Origin of the sequence: Tamlana sedimenti, from assembly GCF_038148895.1 — a bacterium.
Taxonomy (GTDB): Bacteria; Bacteroidota; Bacteroidia; order Flavobacteriales; family Flavobacteriaceae; genus Tamlana.
Genome location: NZ_JBBVGQ010000001.1, coordinates 232312 through 251378, shown reverse-complemented (window position 1 = coordinate 251378; position 19067 = coordinate 232312). Strand labels below are relative to the sequence as shown.

The following is a 19067-nucleotide window of genomic DNA, read 5'->3' as shown; positions in this document are numbered from 1 at the left end:
CCGAAGTTAACATGTCCCACCGATGCGGTCGCGGGAAAAACGGAAAAATACATTTCAGGGACGAAAGGTATTTTGTCCCTGAAATTTTTTAAATAAGTAATAAATTAAATTAATAATTATGTCTGGGTTAATTGGAAAGAAAATCGGTATGACCAGCATCTTCGATGAAAACGGGAAAAACATTCCTTGTACAGTAATCGAAGCTGGACCATGTATCGTTACCCAAGTCAGAACTAAAGAAGTTGATGGCTACGAAGCTGTTCAGCTTGGTTTCGATGACGCGACAGAAAAAAGCGCTACAAAAGCAGACTTAGGTCATGCCAAAAAAGCGGGTACTTCTGTAAAACGCAAAGTTGTTGAATTCAAAGGTTTTGAGGAGGAGTACAAATTAGGTGATGCAATCACTGTTGAACATTTTATTGAAGGAGAGTTTGTTGACATTTCCGGAACTTCAAAAGGAAAAGGTTTCCAAGGTGTTGTAAAACGTCACGGTTTTGGTGGTGTAGGTCAAGCTACCCACGGTCAGCACAACCGTTTAAGAGCCCCTGGTTCTATTGGTGCGGCTTCTTATCCTGCAAGAGTGTTTAAAGGCATGAAAATGGCCGGAAGAACTGGTGGAGAAAAGGTTAAAGTTGAAAATTTAAGAGTTTTGAAAGTAGTTGCTGAAAAGAACTTACTTGTTGTTAAAGGTTGTGTGCCTGGACACAAAAATTCTTATGTAATTATTAGAAAGTAATGAAAGTAGCAGTTTTAGATATAAACGGAAAAGACACAGGTAGAAAGGCAGACCTTTCTAAAGATGTGTTTGCTATTGAGCCTAATAATCACGCTGTGTATTTAGATGTTAAGCAATATTTGGCCAATCAACGTCAAGGAACTCACAAATCTAAAGAAAGAGCTGAGATTTCTGGAAGCACTCGTAAGATTAAAAAGCAAAAAGGAACTGGTACAGCTAGAGCTGGTAGTATTAAGTCTGGTGTATTTAAAGGTGGTGGGCGTATGTTCGGTCCAAGACCAAGAAATTACAGCTTCAAACTTAACAAAAACCTTAAGCGTTTAGCACGTAGATCTGCATTAAGTATCAAAGCTGGTGATCAATCAATTACAGTTTTAGAAGACTTTAATTTTGATGCGCCAAAAACAAAGAACTTTACAGCAGTTTTAAAGGCTTTAGAGCTTGAAAACAAAAAATCTCTGTTTGTGTTGGGTGGGTCAAATAATAACGTATATTTGTCATCGCGCAATTTAAAAAGCTCAGAGGTTATAACTACTTCAGAATTAAGTACTTATAAAATCATGAATGCTAATCAAGTAGTGCTTTTAGAAGGAGCTTTAGAAGGAATTGAATCAAACTTAAGTAAATAAGAAACAGATGAGTATCTTAATTAAACCTATAATCACAGAAAAAGCGACTGCAGATAGCGAGTTAAGAAACTGCTATACTTTCGCGGTTGATACAAAGGCGAATAAGATAGAAATCAAAAAAGCGGTTGAGGCTGCTTATGGTGTTTCTGTTGAAAAAGTTCGTACTATAAATGTCCGTCCAGATAGAAGAACCCGTTACACAAAAACAGGTATTCAACATGGTAAAACAAACGCTGTTAAAAAAGCGATTGTACAACTGGCGGAAGGTGAAATGATTGATTTATACAGTAACATGTAATTAGACAACAATGTCAGTAAGAAAATTAAAACCAATCACACCAGGACAGCGTTTTAGAGTAGTAAATGGATTTGACGCCATAACTACTGATAAGCCGGAGAAAAGTTTATTAGCTCCGAACAAAAAGTCTGGTGGTAGAAACAGTCAAGGAAAAATGACCATGCGCTACATTGGTGGTGGTCATAAAAAGAAGTATCGTATTATCGATTTTAAAAGAGACAAAGCAGGAATTCCTGCTGAGGTTAAAACAATTGAGTACGATCCAAACAGAACGGCTTTTATCGCTTTATTGAATTATCAAGATGGTGAAAAAAGATACATCGTTGCTCAAAACGGATTGCAAGTTGGGCAAAATGTAGTATCTGGTAAAGAAGGTATTGCTCCAGAAATTGGAAATGCTATGCCTTTAGGTGAAATTCCATTAGGAACCATTATTTCTTGTGTTGAGTTACGTCCAGGACAAGGTGCTGTTATGGCACGTAGTGCCGGTGCTTTTGCTCAGTTAATGGCAAGAGATGGTAAGTTTGCCACTATTAAATTGCCTTCAGGCGAAACACGTTTGGTGTTAACCACTTGTATGGCAACCATTGGTGTGGTTTCAAACTCAGATCACCAATTACAAGTTAGTGGTAAAGCAGGTAGAACAAGATGGTTGGGCAGACGTCCAAGAACTAGACCAGTAGTTATGAACCCAATCGATCACCCAATGGGTGGTGGTGAAGGTCGTGCTTCAGGAGGACACCCAAGATCTAGAAACGGTATACCAGCTAAAGGTTATAGAACACGTTCTAAAACAAAAGCAAGTAATAAATATATTGTAGAACGTAGAAAGAAATAAGACATGGCAAGATCATTAAAAAAAGGACCTTACGTTCATTATAAATTAGAGAAAAAAGTGGCTGCAAATGTTGAAGCTAACAAAAAAACTGTAATCAAAACTTGGTCTCGTGCTAGTATGATTACTCCAGATTTTGTTGGACAAACCATAGCAGTACACAATGGCCGTCAATTTGTACCAGTTTATGTAACTGAGAACATGGTGGGCCATAAATTAGGAGAATTTTCACCAACACGTTCATTCCGTGGGCATGCAGGTGCTAAAAATAAAGGTAAAAAGTAGTAAGCTATGGGAAGTCGTAAAAAACAAATGGCAGACGCTATTAAGGAAGCAAAGAAGGAAGTTGCTTTTGCAAAACTTAATAATTGTCCTACGTCACCAAGAAAAATGCGCTTAGTAGCCGATTTAGTAAGAGGTGAAAAGGTGGAGAATGCACTTAATATCTTAAAGTTCAACCAAAAAGAAGCATCTAGCCGTTTAGAGAAGTTGTTATTATCAGCTATCGCTAACTGGCAAGCAAAGAATGAGGATGCTGATGTTGAATCTGCAGAATTATTTGTAAAGGAGATTAGAGTTGATGGTGGATCTATGTTAAAGAGATTGCGTCCAGCACCTCAAGGTCGTGCACACAGAATTAGAAAACGTTCAAACCATGTAACATTAGTGGTTGGAGCAAACAATAACACACAAGCTTAATAAGAGTATGGGACAAAAAACAAATCCAATCGGAAATCGCTTAGGAATTATCAGAGGATGGGAATCTAACTGGTACGGAGGAGACGATTATGGCGACAAACTTGCCGAAGACGATAAGATTAGAAAATACGTTCACGTACGTCTTTCTAAAGCTAGTGTAAGTAGAGTAATCATTGAGCGTACTTTAAAACTTGTAACCGTTACTATCACTACGGCTCGCCCAGGTATCATTATTGGTAAAGGTGGCCAGGAGGTAGACAAGTTAAAAGAAGAGCTTAAAAAGATTACCGGAAAAGAAGTTCAGATAAACATTTTTGAAATTAAAAGACCTGAACTGGATGCATTTTTAGTAGCATCAAGTATTGCTCGTCAAATAGAGAATCGTATCTCTTACCGTCGTGCAATCAAAATGGCTATTGCTGCTACAATGCGTATGAATGCTGAAGGAATTAAAGTTCAAATCAGTGGTCGTTTAAACGGTGCCGAGATGGCACGTAATGAACACTACAAAGAAGGACGTATTCCTTTATCAACCTTTAGAGCCGATATTGACTATGCTTTAGTTGAGGCACACACTACTTACGGTAGATTGGGTGTAAAAGTATGGATCATGAAAGGTGAAGTATATGGTAAAAGAGAGCTTTCTCCGCTTGTAGGACTATCTAAAAAGCAAGGTGGAAAAGGTGGAGCCGGACGTGGAACAAAAGCACCACGTCGTAGAAAGTAATTTTTTATAAAGTAAAGAAAAATGTTACAGCCTAAAAGAACAAAATTTCGTAAGCAGCAAAAAGGACGCATGAAGGGTAATGCCGGAAGAGGGCATCAACTATCAAGCGGAACTTTTGGAATAAAAGCGTTAGATTCTGTGTTTATCACATCAAGACAAATTGAAGCAGCTCGTATTGCCGCCACACGTTACATGAAAAGGGAAGGTCAACTTTGGATTAAAATATTTCCAGACAAGCCTATCACAAAAAAGCCTCTTGAAGTGCGTATGGGTAAAGGTAAAGGTGCTGTTGAACTTTGGGTAGCAGTAGTTAAACCAGGAAGAGTACTTTTTGAAGTAGGAGGTGTGCCATTAGACATTGCTAAAGAAGCATTGCGTCTGGCTGCACAAAAACTACCAGTAAAAACTAAGTTTTTAATCGCTAGAGATTACGAAGCATAATTTATTTGATATTATGAAACAATCAGAAATTAAAGAATTATCTGTAGCTGAGTTACAAGAGAAGCTTAGTGAAACTAAAAAGAGTTATTCAGACCTGAAATTGGCTCATGCAATATCTCCTTTAGAAAATCCAATTCAACTACGTACCATCAGACGTACCGTAGCTAGAATTGCGACTGAATTAACTAAAAGAGATTCACAATAATTCTGCTTAAATATGGAAACAAGAAATTTAAGAAAAGAACGTATAGGTGTTGTTACTAGCAACAAAATGCAGAAATCTATTGTGGTTTCTGAGGTTAAAAAAGTAAAACATCCTATGTATGGTAAGTTCGTGTTAAAAACTAAGAAATATGTTGCGCACGACGAAAAAAATGACTGCAACGAAGGAGATACTGTAAGGATCATGGAAACTCGTCCTATGAGTAAATCTAAATGTTGGAGATTAGTTGAAATAATTGAAAGAGCGAAGTAATCATGGTACAACAAGAATCAAGACTTAAAGTAGCGGACAACACTGGAGCAAAAGAAGTATTAACAATACGTGTTCTGGGTGGTACTAAAAGAAGATATGCTTCTGTAGGAGACAAAATAGTTGTTTCAGTAAAAGACGCAACACCTAATGGTAACATTAAAAAAGGTGCTGTTTCTACTGCAGTAGTAGTACGTACTGTAAAAGAAGTGCGACGACCAGACGGATCTTACATAAGATTTGACGATAACGCATGTGTATTGTTGAACCCAGCGGGTGAAATGAGAGGTACGCGTGTATTTGGTCCTGTTGCAAGAGAACTTCGTGACAAACAATTCATGAAGATTGTATCATTAGCACCAGAAGTGCTTTAATACAAAAATATTAAGATGGGAAAGCTTAAAATAAAAACTGGAGATACCGTAAAAGTAATTGCTGGAGACCATAAAGGTGCTGAAGGTAAAGTACAAAAGGTATTAATAGACAAGAACAAAGCGATTGTTGAAGGTGTAAACTTGGTTAAAAAACACACTAAACCAAGTGCTCAAAACCCTCAAGGAGGAATCGTAGAGAAAGAAGCTGCCATTCATATTTCTAACTTATCGTTGTTAACCGCAAAAGGAGAAGCAACAAGAGTTGGTTACAGAATGGAAGGCGATAAAAAAGTAAGATTTTCAACAAAATCTAATGAAGTAATTTAGTTATGGCATATTCACCTAGACTTAAACAAGAGTACAAAAGCAGAGTAATTGCAGCTCTTACAGACGAATTTGGATATAAAAATGTAATGCAAGTGCCTAAACTTGAAAAGATAGTAATATCTAAAGGTGTTGGTGCTGCAGTTGCAGACAAAAAGTTAATTGACTACGCTGTAGAAGAGTTAACCTCTATATCTGGACAAAAAGCCGTAGCTACAATTTCTAAAAAAGACGTTGCATCTTTTAAATTACGTAAAGGTATGCCAATTGGCGCTAAAGTAACTTTACGCGGAGAAAGAATGTATGAGTTTTTAGATCGTTTGGTTACTTCAGCACTTCCGCGTGTTAGAGATTTTAACGGAATTAAAGCTACAGGTTTTGATGGAAGAGGTAATTACAATTTAGGAATTACCGAGCAAATTATATTCCCAGAAATCAACATTGATAAAGTGAACAGGATTTCTGGTATGGATATTACATTTGTAACTTCTGCTGAAACTGATAAGGAAGCAAAATCATTATTAACCGAATTAGGATTACCTTTTCAAAAGAACTAAGATATGGCTAAAGAATCAATGAAAGCCCGTGAGGTAAAAAGAGCTAAAACAGTAGCCAAGTATGCTGCAAAACGTAAAGCTTTGAAAGAAGCTGGAGAGTACGAAGCATTACAAAAGCTGCCTAAAAACGCATCTCCTATTCGTATGCATAATAGATGTAAGTTAACAGGAAGACCAAAAGGTTACATGCGTACGTTTGGTATTTCTCGTGTTATGTTCAGAGAAATGGCCAACCAAGGTCTTATCCCTGGCGTTAAAAAAGCAAGTTGGTAATATTATTTAAATAATCAGGTTTAAGGTTCGAAACAGTTCGAAAACCAAAACCACAAAATCAATTCATTATGTATTCAGATCCAATTGCGGATTTTTTGACAAGAATTAGAAACGCGGTACGTGCCAACCACAGAGTGGTGGAGATTCCAGCGTCTAATTTAAAAAAGGACATCACTAAAATATTATTCGAGCAAGGATATATTTTAAGTTACAAGTTTGATGATTCCACGGTACAAGGCACAATAAAAATTGCGCTTAAGTACAACAAAGAAACTAAAGAGCCAGTAATTAAGAAACTTCAAAGAATCAGTACGCCAGGTTTACGTAAGTATGCCAGTGCCAAAGATTTACCTAGAATTCTTAACGGTCTTGGTATTGCCATTGTTTCAACTTCTCATGGAGTTATGACAGGTAAACAAGCCAAAAGAGATAATGTAGGTGGTGAGGTTTTATGTTACGTATACTAATTTTTAATACCCAAAGAAATGTCAAGAATAGGAAATAATCCAGTAGCCATTCCAGAAGGTGTAACAGTTGATGTTAACGACAACTTAGTAACTGTAAAAGGAAAATTAGGCGAGCTAACACAGGAGTTTGATTCTGTTGAAATAAAAGTAGAAGGAAGCAATGTGTTAGTAACACGTTCATCTGACACTAAAGATCAAAAAGCAAAACACGGTCTGTACAGAGCGTTGTTGAACAACATGATCAAAGGTGTTTCAAAAGGATGGACCAAAGAACTAGAATTGGTAGGTGTAGGTTATAGAGCATCTAACCAAGGGCAAAAATTAGATTTAGCATTAGGTTTTTCACACAACATCATTTTAGATTTAGCTCCAGAAGTTAAAGTTGAAACGGTAACTGAAAAAGGTAAAAACCCAATAGTTAAATTAACTTCTCATGATAAACAATTAGTTGGTCAAGTAGCAGCGAAGATTCGTGGTTTTAGAAGACCTGAGCCTTACAAAGGAAAAGGAATCAAGTTTGTTGGTGAAGTAATAAGAAGAAAAGCAGGTAAATCAGCTTAATAATTAAGTTATGGCATTGACAAAGAACGAAAGAAGACTAAGAATAAAAAACAGAATCCGTAAGGTTGTTTCTGGTACAGGAGCAAGACCAAGATTGGCTGTTTATAGAAGTAACAAAGAAATTTATGCTCAGTTGGTAGATGACGTAACTGGTAACACAATCAGTGCTGCATCTTCAAGAGATAAAGACATTAGTTCTGCAAAAGCAACTAAAGCTGAAGTGGCTAAATTAGTAGGTAAAGCACTTGCTGAAAAGGCCTTAAAAGCTGGTGTAGATACAGTTTCTTTTGATAGAGGCGGGTATTTGTACCATGGAAGAGTTAAACAATTAGCTGAAGGAGCTAGAGAAGGCGGACTAAAATTCTAAGATATTATGTTTCAAAAATATAAAAGTGCAGAGTTAGTAAAACCAGGTGGATTAGATCTTAAAGATCGTTTAGTTGGTGTACAAAGGGTTACTAAAGTAACTAAAGGTGGTAGAGCATTTGGTTTTTCAGCAATTGTTGTAGTTGGTGATGAAGCTGGTGTTGTTGGCCAAGGTTTAGGAAAATCTAAAGACGTTGCAAGTGCAATTGCAAAGGCCGTTGAAGATGCTAAGAAAAACCTTGTTCGCATTCCTTTAAAAGGAAAAACATTACCTCACGAGCAAAAAGGAAAATATGGTGGAGCAAGAGTAAACATTATTCCTGCTGCCGAAGGTACAGGTGTAATTGCCGGTGGTGCTGTAAGAACAGTATTAGAGGCCGTTGGTGTACACGATGTATTATCAAAATCTCAAGGGTCTTCAAACCCACACAACGTGGTAAAAGCTACTTTTGATGCCCTATTGCAGTTAAGAGATGCTAATACCATTGCTAGAGACAGAGGTATTTCACTTGAAAAAGTTTTTAACGCTTAATACAGACAGAAATGGCAAAGATTAAAGTAACAAAAGTTAAAAGCGCAATCAATCGCACACAAAGACAAAAAAGAACTTTAGAAGCTCTTGGTCTTAACAAGATTGGTCAAGTAAAAGAGCACGAAGCTACACCAAATATTCTTGGTATGGTTGCTAAAGTTTCACATTTAGTTTCTGTTGAGGAAGCTTAAAAATATAAAACTGAAAATGGATTTAAGTAATTTACAACCTGCAGAAGGTTCAGTAAAAAGCCAAGGGAAAAGAGTAGGTAGAGGACAAGGTTCTGGAAAAGGTGGCACAGCAACTCGTGGACACAAAGGAGCTAAATCTCGTTCAGGATACTCTAAGAAAGTAGGATTTGAAGGTGGACAAATGCCACTTCAAAGACGTGTTCCTAAATTTGGTTTTACAAATATTAACCGTGTTGCTTACCAAGGCATTAATTTAGATACCTTACAGCAATTGGTTGATGACAAAAAGATAACAGATACAGTTGATTTGGAAACCTTGTTTGCAAACCGTTTGGTTGGCAAAAACGACCTAGTTAAAATTTTAGGTAGAGGTGAATTAAAGGCGAAATTAAAAGTATCTGCTAATAAGTTTACTGCTTCAGCAAAAGCGGCTATTGAAGCTGCTGGTGGAGAAGCTGTAACTTTATAAGACTTATTATAAGTATGAAATTTATAGAATCAATAAAGAATGTTTGGAAAATTGAGGAACTAAGAAACAGAATCATTGTTACTTTGAGTCTGTTATTGGTTTATCGTTTTGGTGCCCAAGTGGTGTTACCAGGTATTGATGCAGCTCAGTTAAGTGGTTTGGCCGATAAAACCGATAGCGGTTTATTAGGTTTGCTTAATGCCTTTACTGGTGGTGCATTTGCCAATGCTTCGGTTTTTGCCTTAGGTATCATGCCTTACATTTCTGCTTCTATTGTGGTACAATTAATGGGTATTGCCATTCCTTATTTGCAAAAGTTGCAAAAAGAAGGTGCTAGCGGACAAAAGAAAATAAATCAGATTACGCGTTGGTTGACCATTGCTATCTGTCTATTGCAAGCTCCGGGCTACTTAGCCAGTTTGCCAGCTCTTGGTATTCCTCAAAGCGCTTTCTTGTTAGGTACTGGTCCTTTATTCTATTTCTCTTCAGTTACTATTTTGGTAACAGGCTGTATCTTCGCGATGTGGTTGGGAGAAAAAATTACTGATAAAGGTATTGGTAATGGTATTTCCTTATTGATTATGGTTGGTATCATTGCTACGTTACCTCAAACATTTTTACAAAATGCTGCAACTAGACTTGAAGGTGGTGGCAATGGTGGCTTGATGATGATTTTAATTGAATTGGTAATCTGGTTTGTTATCATCCTTGCTTCAATTATGTTGGTAATGGCCGTGAGAAAAATAGCTGTACAATATGCTAGAAGAACAGCTAGTGGTGGTTATGAAAAAAGTGCCATGGCTGGTTCAAGACAATACATTCCATTAAAGCTAAATGCATCTGGTGTAATGCCAATTATCTTTGCTCAGGCTATTATGTTTGTGCCAGGTTTGATAGGTAGTAACTTGCTAAAAGAAACGGCATTTGGAACATGGTTGCAAACCAATTATTCAGATATTTTTGGATTGGTTTATAACATTACATTTGCTTTGTTAATCATAGTGTTTACTTATTTTTATACGGCAATTACGGTACCTACCAATAAAATGGCAGACGATTTAAAACGTAGTGGAGGTTTTATTCCTGGCATCCGTCCAGGTTCTGAAACATCTGAGTATTTGGATAAAATAATGTCCCAAATAACCTTGCCTGGATCTATATTCTTGGCACTTATTGCTGTGTTCCCAGCATTTATTGTAAAGCTTATGGGTGTGCAACAAGGATGGGCTTTATTCTTTGGAGGAACCTCGCTATTGATTATGGTTGGAGTTGCAATTGACACGATGCAACAAATAAATTCTTATTTGTTGAACAGGCACTATGATGGTTTGATGAAGACTGGTAAAAATAGAAAAGCAGTAGCTTAATATTATATACTATGGCAAAACAAGCAGCAATAGAACAAGACGGAACAATTATAGAAGCATTGTCAAATGCTATGTTCCGTGTGGAATTAGAAAATGGTCACATTGTGACGGCACATATTTCTGGTAAAATGCGTATGCACTACATCAAATTGTTACCAGGAGACAAAGTAAAATTAGAAATGAGTCCTTACGATTTAACTAAGGCTCGAATAACTTATAGATACTAAGACTCATGAAAGTAAGAGCATCAGTTAAAAAAAGAAGCGCAGATTGTAAAATTGTGCGTAGAAAAGGAAGACTTTACGTAATTAACAAAAAGAATCCTAGATTTAAACAAAGACAAGGGTAATTATGGCAAGAATTGCAGGTGTAGACATACCGAAAAACAAAAGAGGAGTTATTGCTTTAACCTATATCTATGGGATAGGTAAAAGTAGAGCACAGGAAATTTTAGCTACTGCTAAAGTTGACGAAGGTACAAAAGTTCAAGATTGGACTGATGACCAAATTAGTAATATACGTGAGGCTGTTGGAACTTACACTATTGAAGGTGAGTTGCGTTCTGAAACACAATTGAACATTAAACGTTTAATGGACATTGGATGTTACAGAGGTATCCGTCATAGAGCTGGTCTTCCATTAAGAGGACAACGTACCAAAAACAACTCTAGAACCAGAAAAGGTAGAAGAAAAACAGTTGCTAACAAGAAAAAAGCAACTAAGTAATAATTAGAAATATTTAGTCTTTAGTATTTAGACGTTGGAAAGAATCTGTTTGAAATTACGGTTTAGGATTCTAGCGACTATCACTAATAACTAAGCACTAGAAAATATGGCAAAAACAAGCACAAAAAAACGTAAAGTTATTGTTGATTCTGTAGGTGAAGCGCACATTACAGCATCTTTCAACAACATTATTATTTCACTTACCAACAAAAAAGGAGATGTAGTTGCATGGTCCTCGGCTGGTAAAATGGGATTTAGAGGTTCTAAGAAAAATACGCCTTATGCTGCTCAATTAGCTGCTGAAGATGCTGCTGCTGTGGCTCAAGAAGCTGGTTTAAAAAAGGTAAAGGTTTATGTAAAAGGACCAGGAAACGGAAGAGAATCTGCTATCCGTTCAATCCATAATGCAGGTATTGAAGTAACAGAAATTATAGACGTTACTCCACTACCACATAATGGTTGTCGTCCTCCAAAAAGACGTCGCGTTTAAAAGATGTATATAATAGAATGAATATCAACTGTTTTTTGCAGTTGATATTCATTTTTTATACGTACATTTGCACACCGAAAAAATAATTAACAAGTATCACGGGGAGATTAACGATTATCGAAGGATAAGATTAAGACCTTAATTCATAATCACTCCCACAAACAAATTTAAAATGGCAAGATATACTGGTCCTAAAACTAAAATAGCTCGTAAATTTGGCGAAGCTATCTTCGGAGACGATAAGTCATTCGAAAAAAGAAATTACCCTCCTGGGCAACACGGAAACAACAGAAGACGTGGTAAAAAGTCTGAGTACGCAATCCAATTGCAGGAAAAGCAAAAAGCAAAATACACTTACGGTATTTTAGAACGTCAATTCAGAAACTTATTTAAAAGTGCAAGAGCTGCACAAGGTATTACTGGTGAAGTGCTTTTACAACTTTGTGAATCTCGTTTAGATAACGTAGTATTCAGAATGGGTATTGCTCCTTCTAGAAGTGGTGCAAGACAATTAGTATCGCACAGACACATTACAGTAAACGGGGAATTAGTAAACATTCCATCTTACCAATTAAAAGCTGGTGATGTTGTTGCTGTAAGAGAGAAATCAAAATCGCTTGAAGCTATTGAAAAATCACTTTCAAACTCAAGCCACGTTTATGAGTGGATTACTTGGAACGATGCTACCAAACAAGGAACTTATGTTTCTGTACCAGCGAGAATCCAAATCCCTGAAAACATTAATGAGCAATTCATCGTCGAATTATACTCTAAATAATAAATTAACAACATTGGTATTTAGCCAAAGGGTTTATTCGTACTTCTTCAAACTTATAAACCGCGCAACTAAGTAACAATTAAAACGAAGAAAAAAATTATGGCAGTATTTAATTTTCAAAAGCCTGACAAAGTAATCATGATTGATTCTACTGATTTCGAAGGCAAATTCGAATTCAGACCTTTAGAACCTGGTTACGGACTAACAGTAGGTAATGCATTAAGAAGAGTTTTATTATCATCTTTAGAAGGATTCGCTATTACATCGGTTAGAATTGAAGGCGTTGATCATGAATTTTCAGCAATTGCTGGAGTAGTAGAGGATGTAACTGAAATCATCTTAAACTTAAAACAAATTCGTTTTAAAAGACAGATTGAAGATATTGATAACGAATCAATATCAATTTCAATTTCTGGTCAAGAACGTATCACAGCTGGAGATTTCCAAAAGTTTATTTCAGGATTCCAAGTATTGAATACAGAACTAGTTATCTGTAACTTAGATCCAAAAGTAAGCCTTAACATGGAAATTACCATTGAAAAAGGTAGAGGTTATGTGCCGGCAGAAGAGAACAAAAAAGCTTCTGCGCCAATTGGTACCATCTTTACAGATTCAATTTACACGCCAATAAAAAACGTTAAGTACAGTATTGAAAACTATCGTGTTGAGCAAAAAACAGATTACGAAAAATTAGTTTTTGAAATCATTACAGACGGTTCCATTACACCTCAAGACGCTTTAACTGAGGCGGCTAAAACCTTAATTCATCACTTCATGTTGTTCTCTGATGAGCGTATAACATTAGAAGCTGATGAAATTGCACAAACTGAAACTTATGATGAAGAATCACTTCACATGCGTCAGTTGCTTAAAACTAAGTTAATCGATATGGATTTATCTGTTCGTGCACTTAACTGTTTGAAAGCTGCAGAAGTTGATACTTTGGGTGACCTAGTATCATTCAATAAAAATGATTTAATGAAATTCAGAAACTTTGGTAAAAAGTCTTTAACAGAGCTTGAAGAACTTGTGAACGTTAAAGGTTTAAATTTTGGAATGGATTTAAGCAAATATAAATTAGATAAAGATTAATTATTTCTAACTCTTCTATAATTTGCTCCTCATAAAGAGTGCAGTAGCAAGATAGAGGTTTAAAACAAATGTCATGAGACACGGAAAAAAAGTAAACCATTTAGGTAGAAAAACAGCCCATAGAAAGTCAATGTTGGCTAATATGGCATGTTCATTAATTGAGCACAAACGCATTAACACAACATTAGCAAAGGCAAAGGCGCTAAAACTTTTTGTTGAGCCAATGATTACAAAGTCTAAAGAAGACACGACGCACAACAGACGTATTGTAATGTCAAGACTAAGACAAAAAGATGCAGTAACCGAATTGTTTAGAGAAGTTGCTACAAAAGTTGGTGACAGACCAGGTGGTTACACTAGAATCATCAAACTAGGTAATCGTTTAGGTGATAACGCTGATATGGCCATGATAGAGCTTGTAGATTACAATGAAATTTACAATGCAGGAAAAGCTAAGAAGAAAACAACTAGAAGAAGTAGAAGAGGTGGTTCTAAACCAGCTGCTACTCCAGTTGAAACTCAAGCATCAAACGAAGAAGAATAAATGTTAATAAGCATTTAAATATAAAGGATAAACTATTTTAGTTTATCCTTTTTTTTATGCAATTTTGTAAAACTTTTCGAATTTATGAAATATCAAAAAAGACAAAAAGCCATCATTTTACTCGCTGATGGAACAATTTTTTACGGTAAAGCAGTAGGTAACAAGCAAGGAACTTCATTTGGAGAGGTGTGTTTTAATACAGGAATGACAGGCTACCAAGAAATTTTTACTGACCCATCTTATTTCGGTCAGATAATGGTGGCCACCAATGCACATATTGGTAATTACGGAACAAATGCAGATGAAGTAGAATCAGATTCAGTTAAAATTGCTGGTCTCGTAGTTAAAAATTTTAGCTATGACTACTCAAGAGCAGCCGCAGATGATTCATTGGAAAATTTTCTAGATAAAAACAATCTTTTAGCAATATCAGATGTTGATACTAGAGCCTTGGTAAGTTATATTAGAGATCACGGTGCTATGAATGCCGTAATATCTACCGAAGTTGATAATATTGAAGGGTTAAAAAAACAATTGTCCGAAGTACCAAATATGGAAGGTTTAGAGCTGGCATCAAAAGTTTCAACTAAAGAACCTTATTATTTTGGTGATGAAAATGCAACCTACAAAGTTGCTGCTTTGGACATTGGAATAAAAAAGAATATTCTTAGGAACATTGCCAAAAGAGATGCATATATAAAAGTGTTTCCATATAACGCTAAATTTGAAGATTTGGCAGCTTTTAATCCGGATGGTTATTTTTTATCAAATGGACCTGGAGATCCAGAACCTTTGGTCGATGCTCAGGATTTAGCGAAGGAAATTATAAAAAGAGATTTGCCTTTATTCGGAATTTGTTTGGGGCATCAAGTCATCGCATTGGCCAATGGAGCTAGTACTTACAAGATGTACAATGGGCATAGGGGAATTAATCACCCTGTAAAGAATTTAAAAACCGGGAAAGGTGAAATAACCTCTCAAAATCATGGGTTTGCTGTAGATCGTGAGTCAGCCGAATCCAATGCAGATTTAGTAGTAACGCATATACATTTAAATGATAATACAGTTGCTGGATTGGCCATGAAAAACAAAAATGTATTTTCGGTGCAATATCACCCAGAAGCTAGCCCAGGGCCTCATGATTCATCTTATTTGTTTGACCAATTTATGGATAACGTAAAAAAGAGTAAAAAGGCCGTTAAATCTCAAGTGTAGGTAACTACATTTAAGGCTTATGTTTACTAAAACGTTATAGCCGTTATTTGGTTAAATTCTTAAAAAACATCTGAAATAAAACAAGATTTAACCGTAAATTTGAATTAACAAAAAGTATAAAAAACTAACTAATTATGAGTGCAATTATAAACGTTCACGCAAGACAAATTTTAGATTCAAGAGGGAACCCTACAGTTGAAGTAGATGTAGTAACAGAAAACAATATTTTAGGTAGGGCAGCAGTACCGTCAGGAGCGTCAACAGGAGAGCATGAAGCTGTTGAATTACGTGATGGTGGAAAAACTTATATGGGAAAAGGTGTTCTTAAAGCTGTTGATAATGTAAATACCGTAATTGCTGAAGAATTATTGGGTGTTTCAGTATTTGAACAAAACCTAATAGATAAGATAATGATTGATTTAGATGGTACGCCAAATAAATCAAAATTGGGTGCTAATGCTATTTTAGGCGTGTCTTTAGCGGTGGCTAAGGCAGCGGCTAACGAATTAAACATGCCTTTATATAGATATGTGGGAGGTGTTTCAGCTAACACGCTACCTGTGCCAATGATGAACATCATCAATGGTGGTTCTCATAGTGATGCCCCGATTGCATTTCAAGAATTCATGATTATGCCTGTAAAGGCAAAGAATTTTACCCATGCTATGCAAATGGGAACTGAAATTTTCCATAACCTTAAAAAAGTATTGCACGATAGAGGTTTAAGCACAGCTGTAGGTGATGAAGGCGGTTTTGCACCAAATTTAGCAGGAGGAACAGAAGATGCATTGGATTCTATAAAATTAGCCGTAGAAAAAGCTGGCTATACATTTGGTGATGATGTTATGATTGCCTTGGATTGTGCTTCCGCAGAATTCTATAAAAATGGTAAATACGATTATACCGAGTTTGAAGGAAATAAAGGAAAAGTAAGAACTTCTGCAGAACAAGCTGATTACTTGGCAGAATTGGTTGCTAAATACCCTATTATTTCAATAGAAGATGGTATGGATGAAAACGACTGGGATGGTTGGAAATTATTAACCGAAAAAATTGGCGATAAGGTACAATTGGTAGGCGATGATTTATTCGTAACCAACGTTGAGCGTTTATCAAAAGGTATTGAAAAAGGTATTGCCAACTCTATTCTTGTTAAAGTAAACCAAATAGGGTCTTTAACTGAAACCATTGCTGCTGTAAATATGGCTAAAAATGCTGGATATACCTCAGTGATGTCTCACCGTTCTGGAGAAACAGAAGATAATACTATTGCTGATTTGGCCGTAGCATTAAATTGTGGACAAATAAAAACAGGTTCCGCTTCACGTAGCGACCGTATGGCAAAATACAACCAATTACTTAGAATAGAAGAGGAATTGGGAGATGTTGCATATTTCCCAAAAGAAAAAGCTTTTAAGGTTAAGTAATTACTTTAAAAATTTATACAAAAGGCGGTTATTTTTTAATAATCGCTTTTTTTTTAATGTGAATTTTGTTAATATGGTAATCGATTAAATCAATCGAAATATTCCTTAAAAAATAGGGGGATATTTCGTAATTTAGCGTTCTTCTAAATCAAATTAAACGACTAAAAAATAATGGCAAACAATACAGCTACTATCGAAATTGACGGTAAAAAACACGAATTTCCTTTAGTAAAGGGTACAGAAAATGAAGTTGCAATAGATATTACTAAACTGAGAAGCGATTCAGGAGGTGTAATCACACTAGATCCTGGCTACAAAAACACAGGCTCATGTGAAAGTGCCATTACATTTTTAGATGGAGAGAGAGGTATTTTAAGATATCGAGGATATTCCATTGAAGAATTGGCGGAAAAAGCAGATTTTTTGGAAGTAGCATATCTTTTAATTTTTGGTGAATTGCCAACAAAAGCCCAGAGCGAGAAGTTCCATAATGATATTAAAGCAGAGGCGGTAGTAGATGAAGATGTGAAGAAAATAGTTGATGCGTTCCCAAAAGCGGCACACCCAATGGGCGTGATTTCATCTTTAACCAGTGCCTTAACAGCATTTAACCCTTCTTCGGTAAACGTAGAATCTGAGGAGGATATGTATAAGTCTGTAGTAAGGTTATTGGGAAAATTTCCAGTTTTAGTGGCGTGGACGTTCAGAAAAAAGGTTGGTCGCCCTTTAAATTATGGAGATGACACGATAGGTTACGTTGAAAACATCTTAAAAATGATGTTTAAAAAGCCCAATGGCGAATATGAGCAAAATAAAATTTTGGTTAATGCATTGGATAAGCTTTTAATTCTTCATGCCGATCACGAGCAAAACTGTTCAACCTCTACCGTTCGTATTGCGGGATCGTCACATGTGGGGTTATTTGCTTCCATATCTGCCGGTATTTCTGCACTATGGGGGCCACTTCATGGTGGGGCTAACCAAGCGGTTTTAGAAATGCTGGAAGCCATTAAAGCAGATGACGGAGATACCAAAAAGTATATGGCCAAAGCAAAAGATAAGAATGATGCTTTCCGATTGATGGGCTTTGGGCACCGCGTTTATAAAAACTTCGATCCGCGTGCTAGAATCATCAAAAAGGCAGCAGATGAGGTATTGGGCGATTTAGGTGTGGAAGATCCAATTTTGGGTATTGCCAAAGGTCTTGAAAAAGAGGCGTTGGAAGATTCATATTTTGTTGATAGAAAATTATATCCTAACGTAGATTTCTACTCTGGAATTATCTATCGAGCCATGGGCATACCAACAGATATGTTTACCGTAATGTTCGCTTTAGGTCGTTTACCAGGCTGGATAGCGCAATGGCGAGAAATGCGCTTGCGTAAAGAACCAATTGGAAGACCAAGACAAATTTACATCGGTGCAACCGAAAGAAAGTTTGTGCCAATAGAAGAAAGGTAAAATCTTATCTGAATAAAAATGAAAAGCTCTGTAAGTAAAACTTGCGGAGCTTTTTTATATTTACAGCATGTTACAACTAAATGTAAAAAACGAAACTTCACGATTGCGAACGGTTATTTTGGGAACCGCCAAAAGTAACGGGCCTATACCAAAAGTAGAAGACTGCTACGACCCTAAAAGTATTGAGCACGTTTTGGCAGGCACATACCCAAAAGAAGATGATATGATAAAGGAAATGGATGCCGTTGCCGCTGTTTTTAAAAAATATGGCGTAGAGGTGTTTAGGCCAAAAGTCATTAAGGATTGTAATCAGATATTTTCGCGAGACATTGCTTTTGTAATAGAGGACAAAATTATTCGTGCCAATATTTTGCCCGATCGTGAAAGGGAGGTTGAGGCGATTAGATGTGTTTGGAACCAAATAGATAGAAAAAACAGAATCCTGCTTCCTGAAGAATGCCATGTTGAGGGTGGCGATGTTATACCTTGGAACGATTATATTTTTATAGGTACTTATTCAGGAGAAGATTACTCAAATTACATTACAGCCCGCACCAATTTGGATGCCGTAATAGCCATTCAGGAGTTGTTTCCAGATAAGATGGTGAAATCTTTTGAGCTGAGAAAATCCAACACCAATGCGAAAGAAAACGCCTTGCATTTAGATTGTTGTTTTCAACCGATTGGAAAAGGAAAAGCCATTATCCATAAAAATGGATTTTTGGTTGAACGCGAATATGATTGGTTGGTTAATTTCTTCGGCAAAGAGAATATTTTTGAAATCACCAAAGATGAAATGTATGAGATGTATAGCAATATCTTTTCCATTTCAGAAGATGTTGTTATTTCCGAACGAAACTTTACACGATTGAACACTTGGCTGCGACAACAAGGCTTTACTGTTGAGGAAGTGCCTTATGCCGAAATTGGAAAACAAGAAGGTTTGTTGCGTTGCACAACTATGCCTTTGATTAGGGATTGAATTTATCAGTTATTTCATTGTTTTATTCTGATAA

At 36.3% G+C, this 19067-nt stretch carries 32 protein-coding genes; all 32 read left to right on the top strand.

Going from position 1 to position 19067, the window contains the following annotated elements; translation table 11 throughout:
* Positions 1-118 precede the first annotated feature (118 nt).
* Positions 119-736 carry a 50S ribosomal protein L3 gene (gene rplC, locus WJN01_RS01155; RefSeq protein ID WP_370477922.1) on the top strand — a complete coding sequence of 206 codons (618 nt, stop codon included), beginning with the start codon at positions 119-121 and terminating at the stop codon, positions 734-736.
* Entirely contained in the window at positions 736-1365 is a 630-nt protein-coding gene (gene rplD, locus WJN01_RS01150) for a 50S ribosomal protein L4 (protein WP_445195325.1), read from the top strand. The genes rplC and rplD overlap by 1 nt, the downstream gene beginning before the upstream one ends.
* 7 nt (positions 1366-1372) lie before the next feature.
* The gene (rplW, locus tag WJN01_RS01145; RefSeq protein ID WP_370477926.1) at positions 1373-1663 is read left to right on the top strand and encodes a 50S ribosomal protein L23; all 291 of its coding nucleotides are present in this window, start codon (positions 1373-1375) and stop codon (positions 1661-1663) included.
* A 10-nt stretch (positions 1664-1673) separates the two neighbouring features.
* Complete coding sequence (gene rplB, locus WJN01_RS01140) at positions 1674-2501, top strand: 50S ribosomal protein L2 (RefSeq protein ID WP_370477928.1); 828 nt, start codon at positions 1674-1676, stop codon at positions 2499-2501.
* Between the two features lie 3 nt (positions 2502-2504).
* Complete coding sequence (gene rpsS, locus WJN01_RS01135; RefSeq protein WP_027880209.1) at positions 2505-2783, top strand: 30S ribosomal protein S19; 279 nt, start codon at positions 2505-2507, stop codon at positions 2781-2783.
* Between the two features lie 6 nt (positions 2784-2789).
* Positions 2790-3197 (top strand): 50S ribosomal protein L22, encoded by a 408-nt coding sequence (gene rplV / locus WJN01_RS01130; protein WP_445195324.1) that lies wholly within the window; start codon positions 2790-2792, stop codon positions 3195-3197.
* A gap of 7 nt (positions 3198-3204) precedes the next feature.
* Positions 3205-3924: a 30S ribosomal protein S3 gene (gene rpsC, locus WJN01_RS01125; RefSeq protein WP_445195323.1), complete on the top strand. Its 720-nt coding sequence runs from the start codon at positions 3205-3207 to the stop codon at positions 3922-3924.
* A 21-nt stretch (positions 3925-3945) separates the two neighbouring features.
* Positions 3946-4365: a 50S ribosomal protein L16 gene (gene rplP, locus WJN01_RS01120; protein ID WP_370477933.1), complete on the top strand. Its 420-nt coding sequence runs from the start codon at positions 3946-3948 to the stop codon at positions 4363-4365.
* 13 nt (positions 4366-4378) lie between these two features.
* Positions 4379-4570 (top strand): 50S ribosomal protein L29, encoded by a 192-nt coding sequence (rpmC, locus tag WJN01_RS01115; RefSeq protein ID WP_370477935.1) that lies wholly within the window; start codon positions 4379-4381, stop codon positions 4568-4570.
* A gap of 12 nt (positions 4571-4582) precedes the next feature.
* Positions 4583-4840 carry a 30S ribosomal protein S17 gene (gene rpsQ, locus WJN01_RS01110; protein ID WP_042245209.1) on the top strand — a complete coding sequence of 86 codons (258 nt, stop codon included), beginning with the start codon at positions 4583-4585 and terminating at the stop codon, positions 4838-4840.
* Positions 4841-4842: 2 nt separating this feature from the next.
* On the top strand, positions 4843-5211 hold the full coding sequence (gene rplN / locus WJN01_RS01105) for a 50S ribosomal protein L14 (protein ID WP_027138502.1): 369 nt from the start codon (positions 4843-4845) through the stop codon (positions 5209-5211).
* Between the two features lie 15 nt (positions 5212-5226).
* A complete protein-coding gene (gene rplX / locus WJN01_RS01100; RefSeq protein ID WP_445195322.1) occupies positions 5227-5538 on the top strand; it encodes a 50S ribosomal protein L24 in 312 nt (103 codons plus the stop codon).
* A 2-nt stretch (positions 5539-5540) separates the two neighbouring features.
* Positions 5541-6092 (top strand): 50S ribosomal protein L5, encoded by a 552-nt coding sequence (gene rplE, locus WJN01_RS01095; RefSeq protein WP_445195321.1) that lies wholly within the window; start codon positions 5541-5543, stop codon positions 6090-6092.
* A gap of 3 nt (positions 6093-6095) precedes the next feature.
* Positions 6096-6365, top strand: a complete 270-nt coding sequence (rpsN, locus tag WJN01_RS01090) for a 30S ribosomal protein S14 (protein WP_445195320.1) — start codon at positions 6096-6098, stop codon at positions 6363-6365.
* A 68-nt stretch (positions 6366-6433) separates the two neighbouring features.
* On the top strand, positions 6434-6832 hold the full coding sequence (gene rpsH / locus WJN01_RS01085; protein WP_370477941.1) for a 30S ribosomal protein S8: 399 nt from the start codon (positions 6434-6436) through the stop codon (positions 6830-6832).
* An 18-nt stretch (positions 6833-6850) separates the two neighbouring features.
* Positions 6851-7393, top strand: coding sequence for a 50S ribosomal protein L6 (gene rplF, locus WJN01_RS01080; protein WP_445195319.1), 543 nt, complete (start codon positions 6851-6853; stop codon positions 7391-7393).
* Between the two features lie 10 nt (positions 7394-7403).
* The gene (rplR, locus tag WJN01_RS01075; protein WP_445195318.1) at positions 7404-7760 is read left to right on the top strand and encodes a 50S ribosomal protein L18; all 357 of its coding nucleotides are present in this window, start codon (positions 7404-7406) and stop codon (positions 7758-7760) included.
* A 6-nt stretch (positions 7761-7766) separates the two neighbouring features.
* Complete coding sequence (gene rpsE, locus WJN01_RS01070; RefSeq protein ID WP_370477946.1) at positions 7767-8291, top strand: 30S ribosomal protein S5; 525 nt, start codon at positions 7767-7769, stop codon at positions 8289-8291.
* 11 nt (positions 8292-8302) lie between these two features.
* Positions 8303-8482 (top strand): 50S ribosomal protein L30, encoded by a 180-nt coding sequence (gene rpmD, locus WJN01_RS01065; protein ID WP_370477948.1) that lies wholly within the window; start codon positions 8303-8305, stop codon positions 8480-8482.
* A 16-nt stretch (positions 8483-8498) separates the two neighbouring features.
* On the top strand, positions 8499-8951 hold the full coding sequence (gene rplO, locus WJN01_RS01060; protein ID WP_445195317.1) for a 50S ribosomal protein L15: 453 nt from the start codon (positions 8499-8501) through the stop codon (positions 8949-8951).
* A gap of 14 nt (positions 8952-8965) precedes the next feature.
* Complete coding sequence (gene secY / locus WJN01_RS01055) at positions 8966-10318, top strand: preprotein translocase subunit SecY (RefSeq protein WP_445195316.1); 1353 nt, start codon at positions 8966-8968, stop codon at positions 10316-10318.
* An 11-nt stretch (positions 10319-10329) separates the two neighbouring features.
* Positions 10330-10545 (top strand): translation initiation factor IF-1, encoded by a 216-nt coding sequence (gene infA / locus WJN01_RS01050; protein ID WP_007094967.1) that lies wholly within the window; start codon positions 10330-10332, stop codon positions 10543-10545.
* A 5-nt stretch (positions 10546-10550) separates the two neighbouring features.
* Positions 10551-10667: a type B 50S ribosomal protein L36 gene (ykgO, locus tag WJN01_RS01045; protein WP_013305171.1), complete on the top strand. Its 117-nt coding sequence runs from the start codon at positions 10551-10553 to the stop codon at positions 10665-10667.
* 2 nt (positions 10668-10669) lie between these two features.
* A complete protein-coding gene (gene rpsM / locus WJN01_RS01040; RefSeq protein WP_445195315.1) occupies positions 10670-11044 on the top strand; it encodes a 30S ribosomal protein S13 in 375 nt (124 codons plus the stop codon).
* A gap of 106 nt (positions 11045-11150) precedes the next feature.
* Positions 11151-11534: a 30S ribosomal protein S11 gene (rpsK, locus tag WJN01_RS01035; RefSeq protein ID WP_370477955.1), complete on the top strand. Its 384-nt coding sequence runs from the start codon at positions 11151-11153 to the stop codon at positions 11532-11534.
* Between the two features lie 172 nt (positions 11535-11706).
* Positions 11707-12312: a 30S ribosomal protein S4 gene (gene rpsD, locus WJN01_RS01030; RefSeq protein ID WP_445195314.1), complete on the top strand. Its 606-nt coding sequence runs from the start codon at positions 11707-11709 to the stop codon at positions 12310-12312.
* Positions 12313-12411: 99 nt separating this feature from the next.
* Positions 12412-13404: a DNA-directed RNA polymerase subunit alpha gene (locus WJN01_RS01025; RefSeq protein WP_370477958.1), complete on the top strand. Its 993-nt coding sequence runs from the start codon at positions 12412-12414 to the stop codon at positions 13402-13404.
* Positions 13405-13477: 73 nt separating this feature from the next.
* Entirely contained in the window at positions 13478-13948 is a 471-nt protein-coding gene (rplQ, locus tag WJN01_RS01020; protein ID WP_445195313.1) for a 50S ribosomal protein L17, read from the top strand.
* Positions 13949-14032: 84 nt separating this feature from the next.
* Positions 14033-15163 (top strand): glutamine-hydrolyzing carbamoyl-phosphate synthase small subunit, encoded by a 1131-nt coding sequence (gene carA, locus WJN01_RS01015; protein WP_445195312.1) that lies wholly within the window; start codon positions 14033-14035, stop codon positions 15161-15163.
* A 134-nt stretch (positions 15164-15297) separates the two neighbouring features.
* A complete protein-coding gene (eno, locus tag WJN01_RS01010) occupies positions 15298-16590 on the top strand; it encodes a phosphopyruvate hydratase (RefSeq protein ID WP_445195311.1) in 1293 nt (430 codons plus the stop codon).
* 171 nt (positions 16591-16761) lie between these two features.
* A complete protein-coding gene (locus WJN01_RS01005) occupies positions 16762-18051 on the top strand; it encodes a citrate synthase (protein ID WP_445195310.1) in 1290 nt (429 codons plus the stop codon).
* A gap of 67 nt (positions 18052-18118) precedes the next feature.
* Entirely contained in the window at positions 18119-19033 is a 915-nt protein-coding gene (locus WJN01_RS01000; RefSeq protein WP_445195309.1) for a dimethylarginine dimethylaminohydrolase family protein, read from the top strand.
* The last annotated feature ends 34 nt before the right edge of the window (positions 19034-19067 follow it).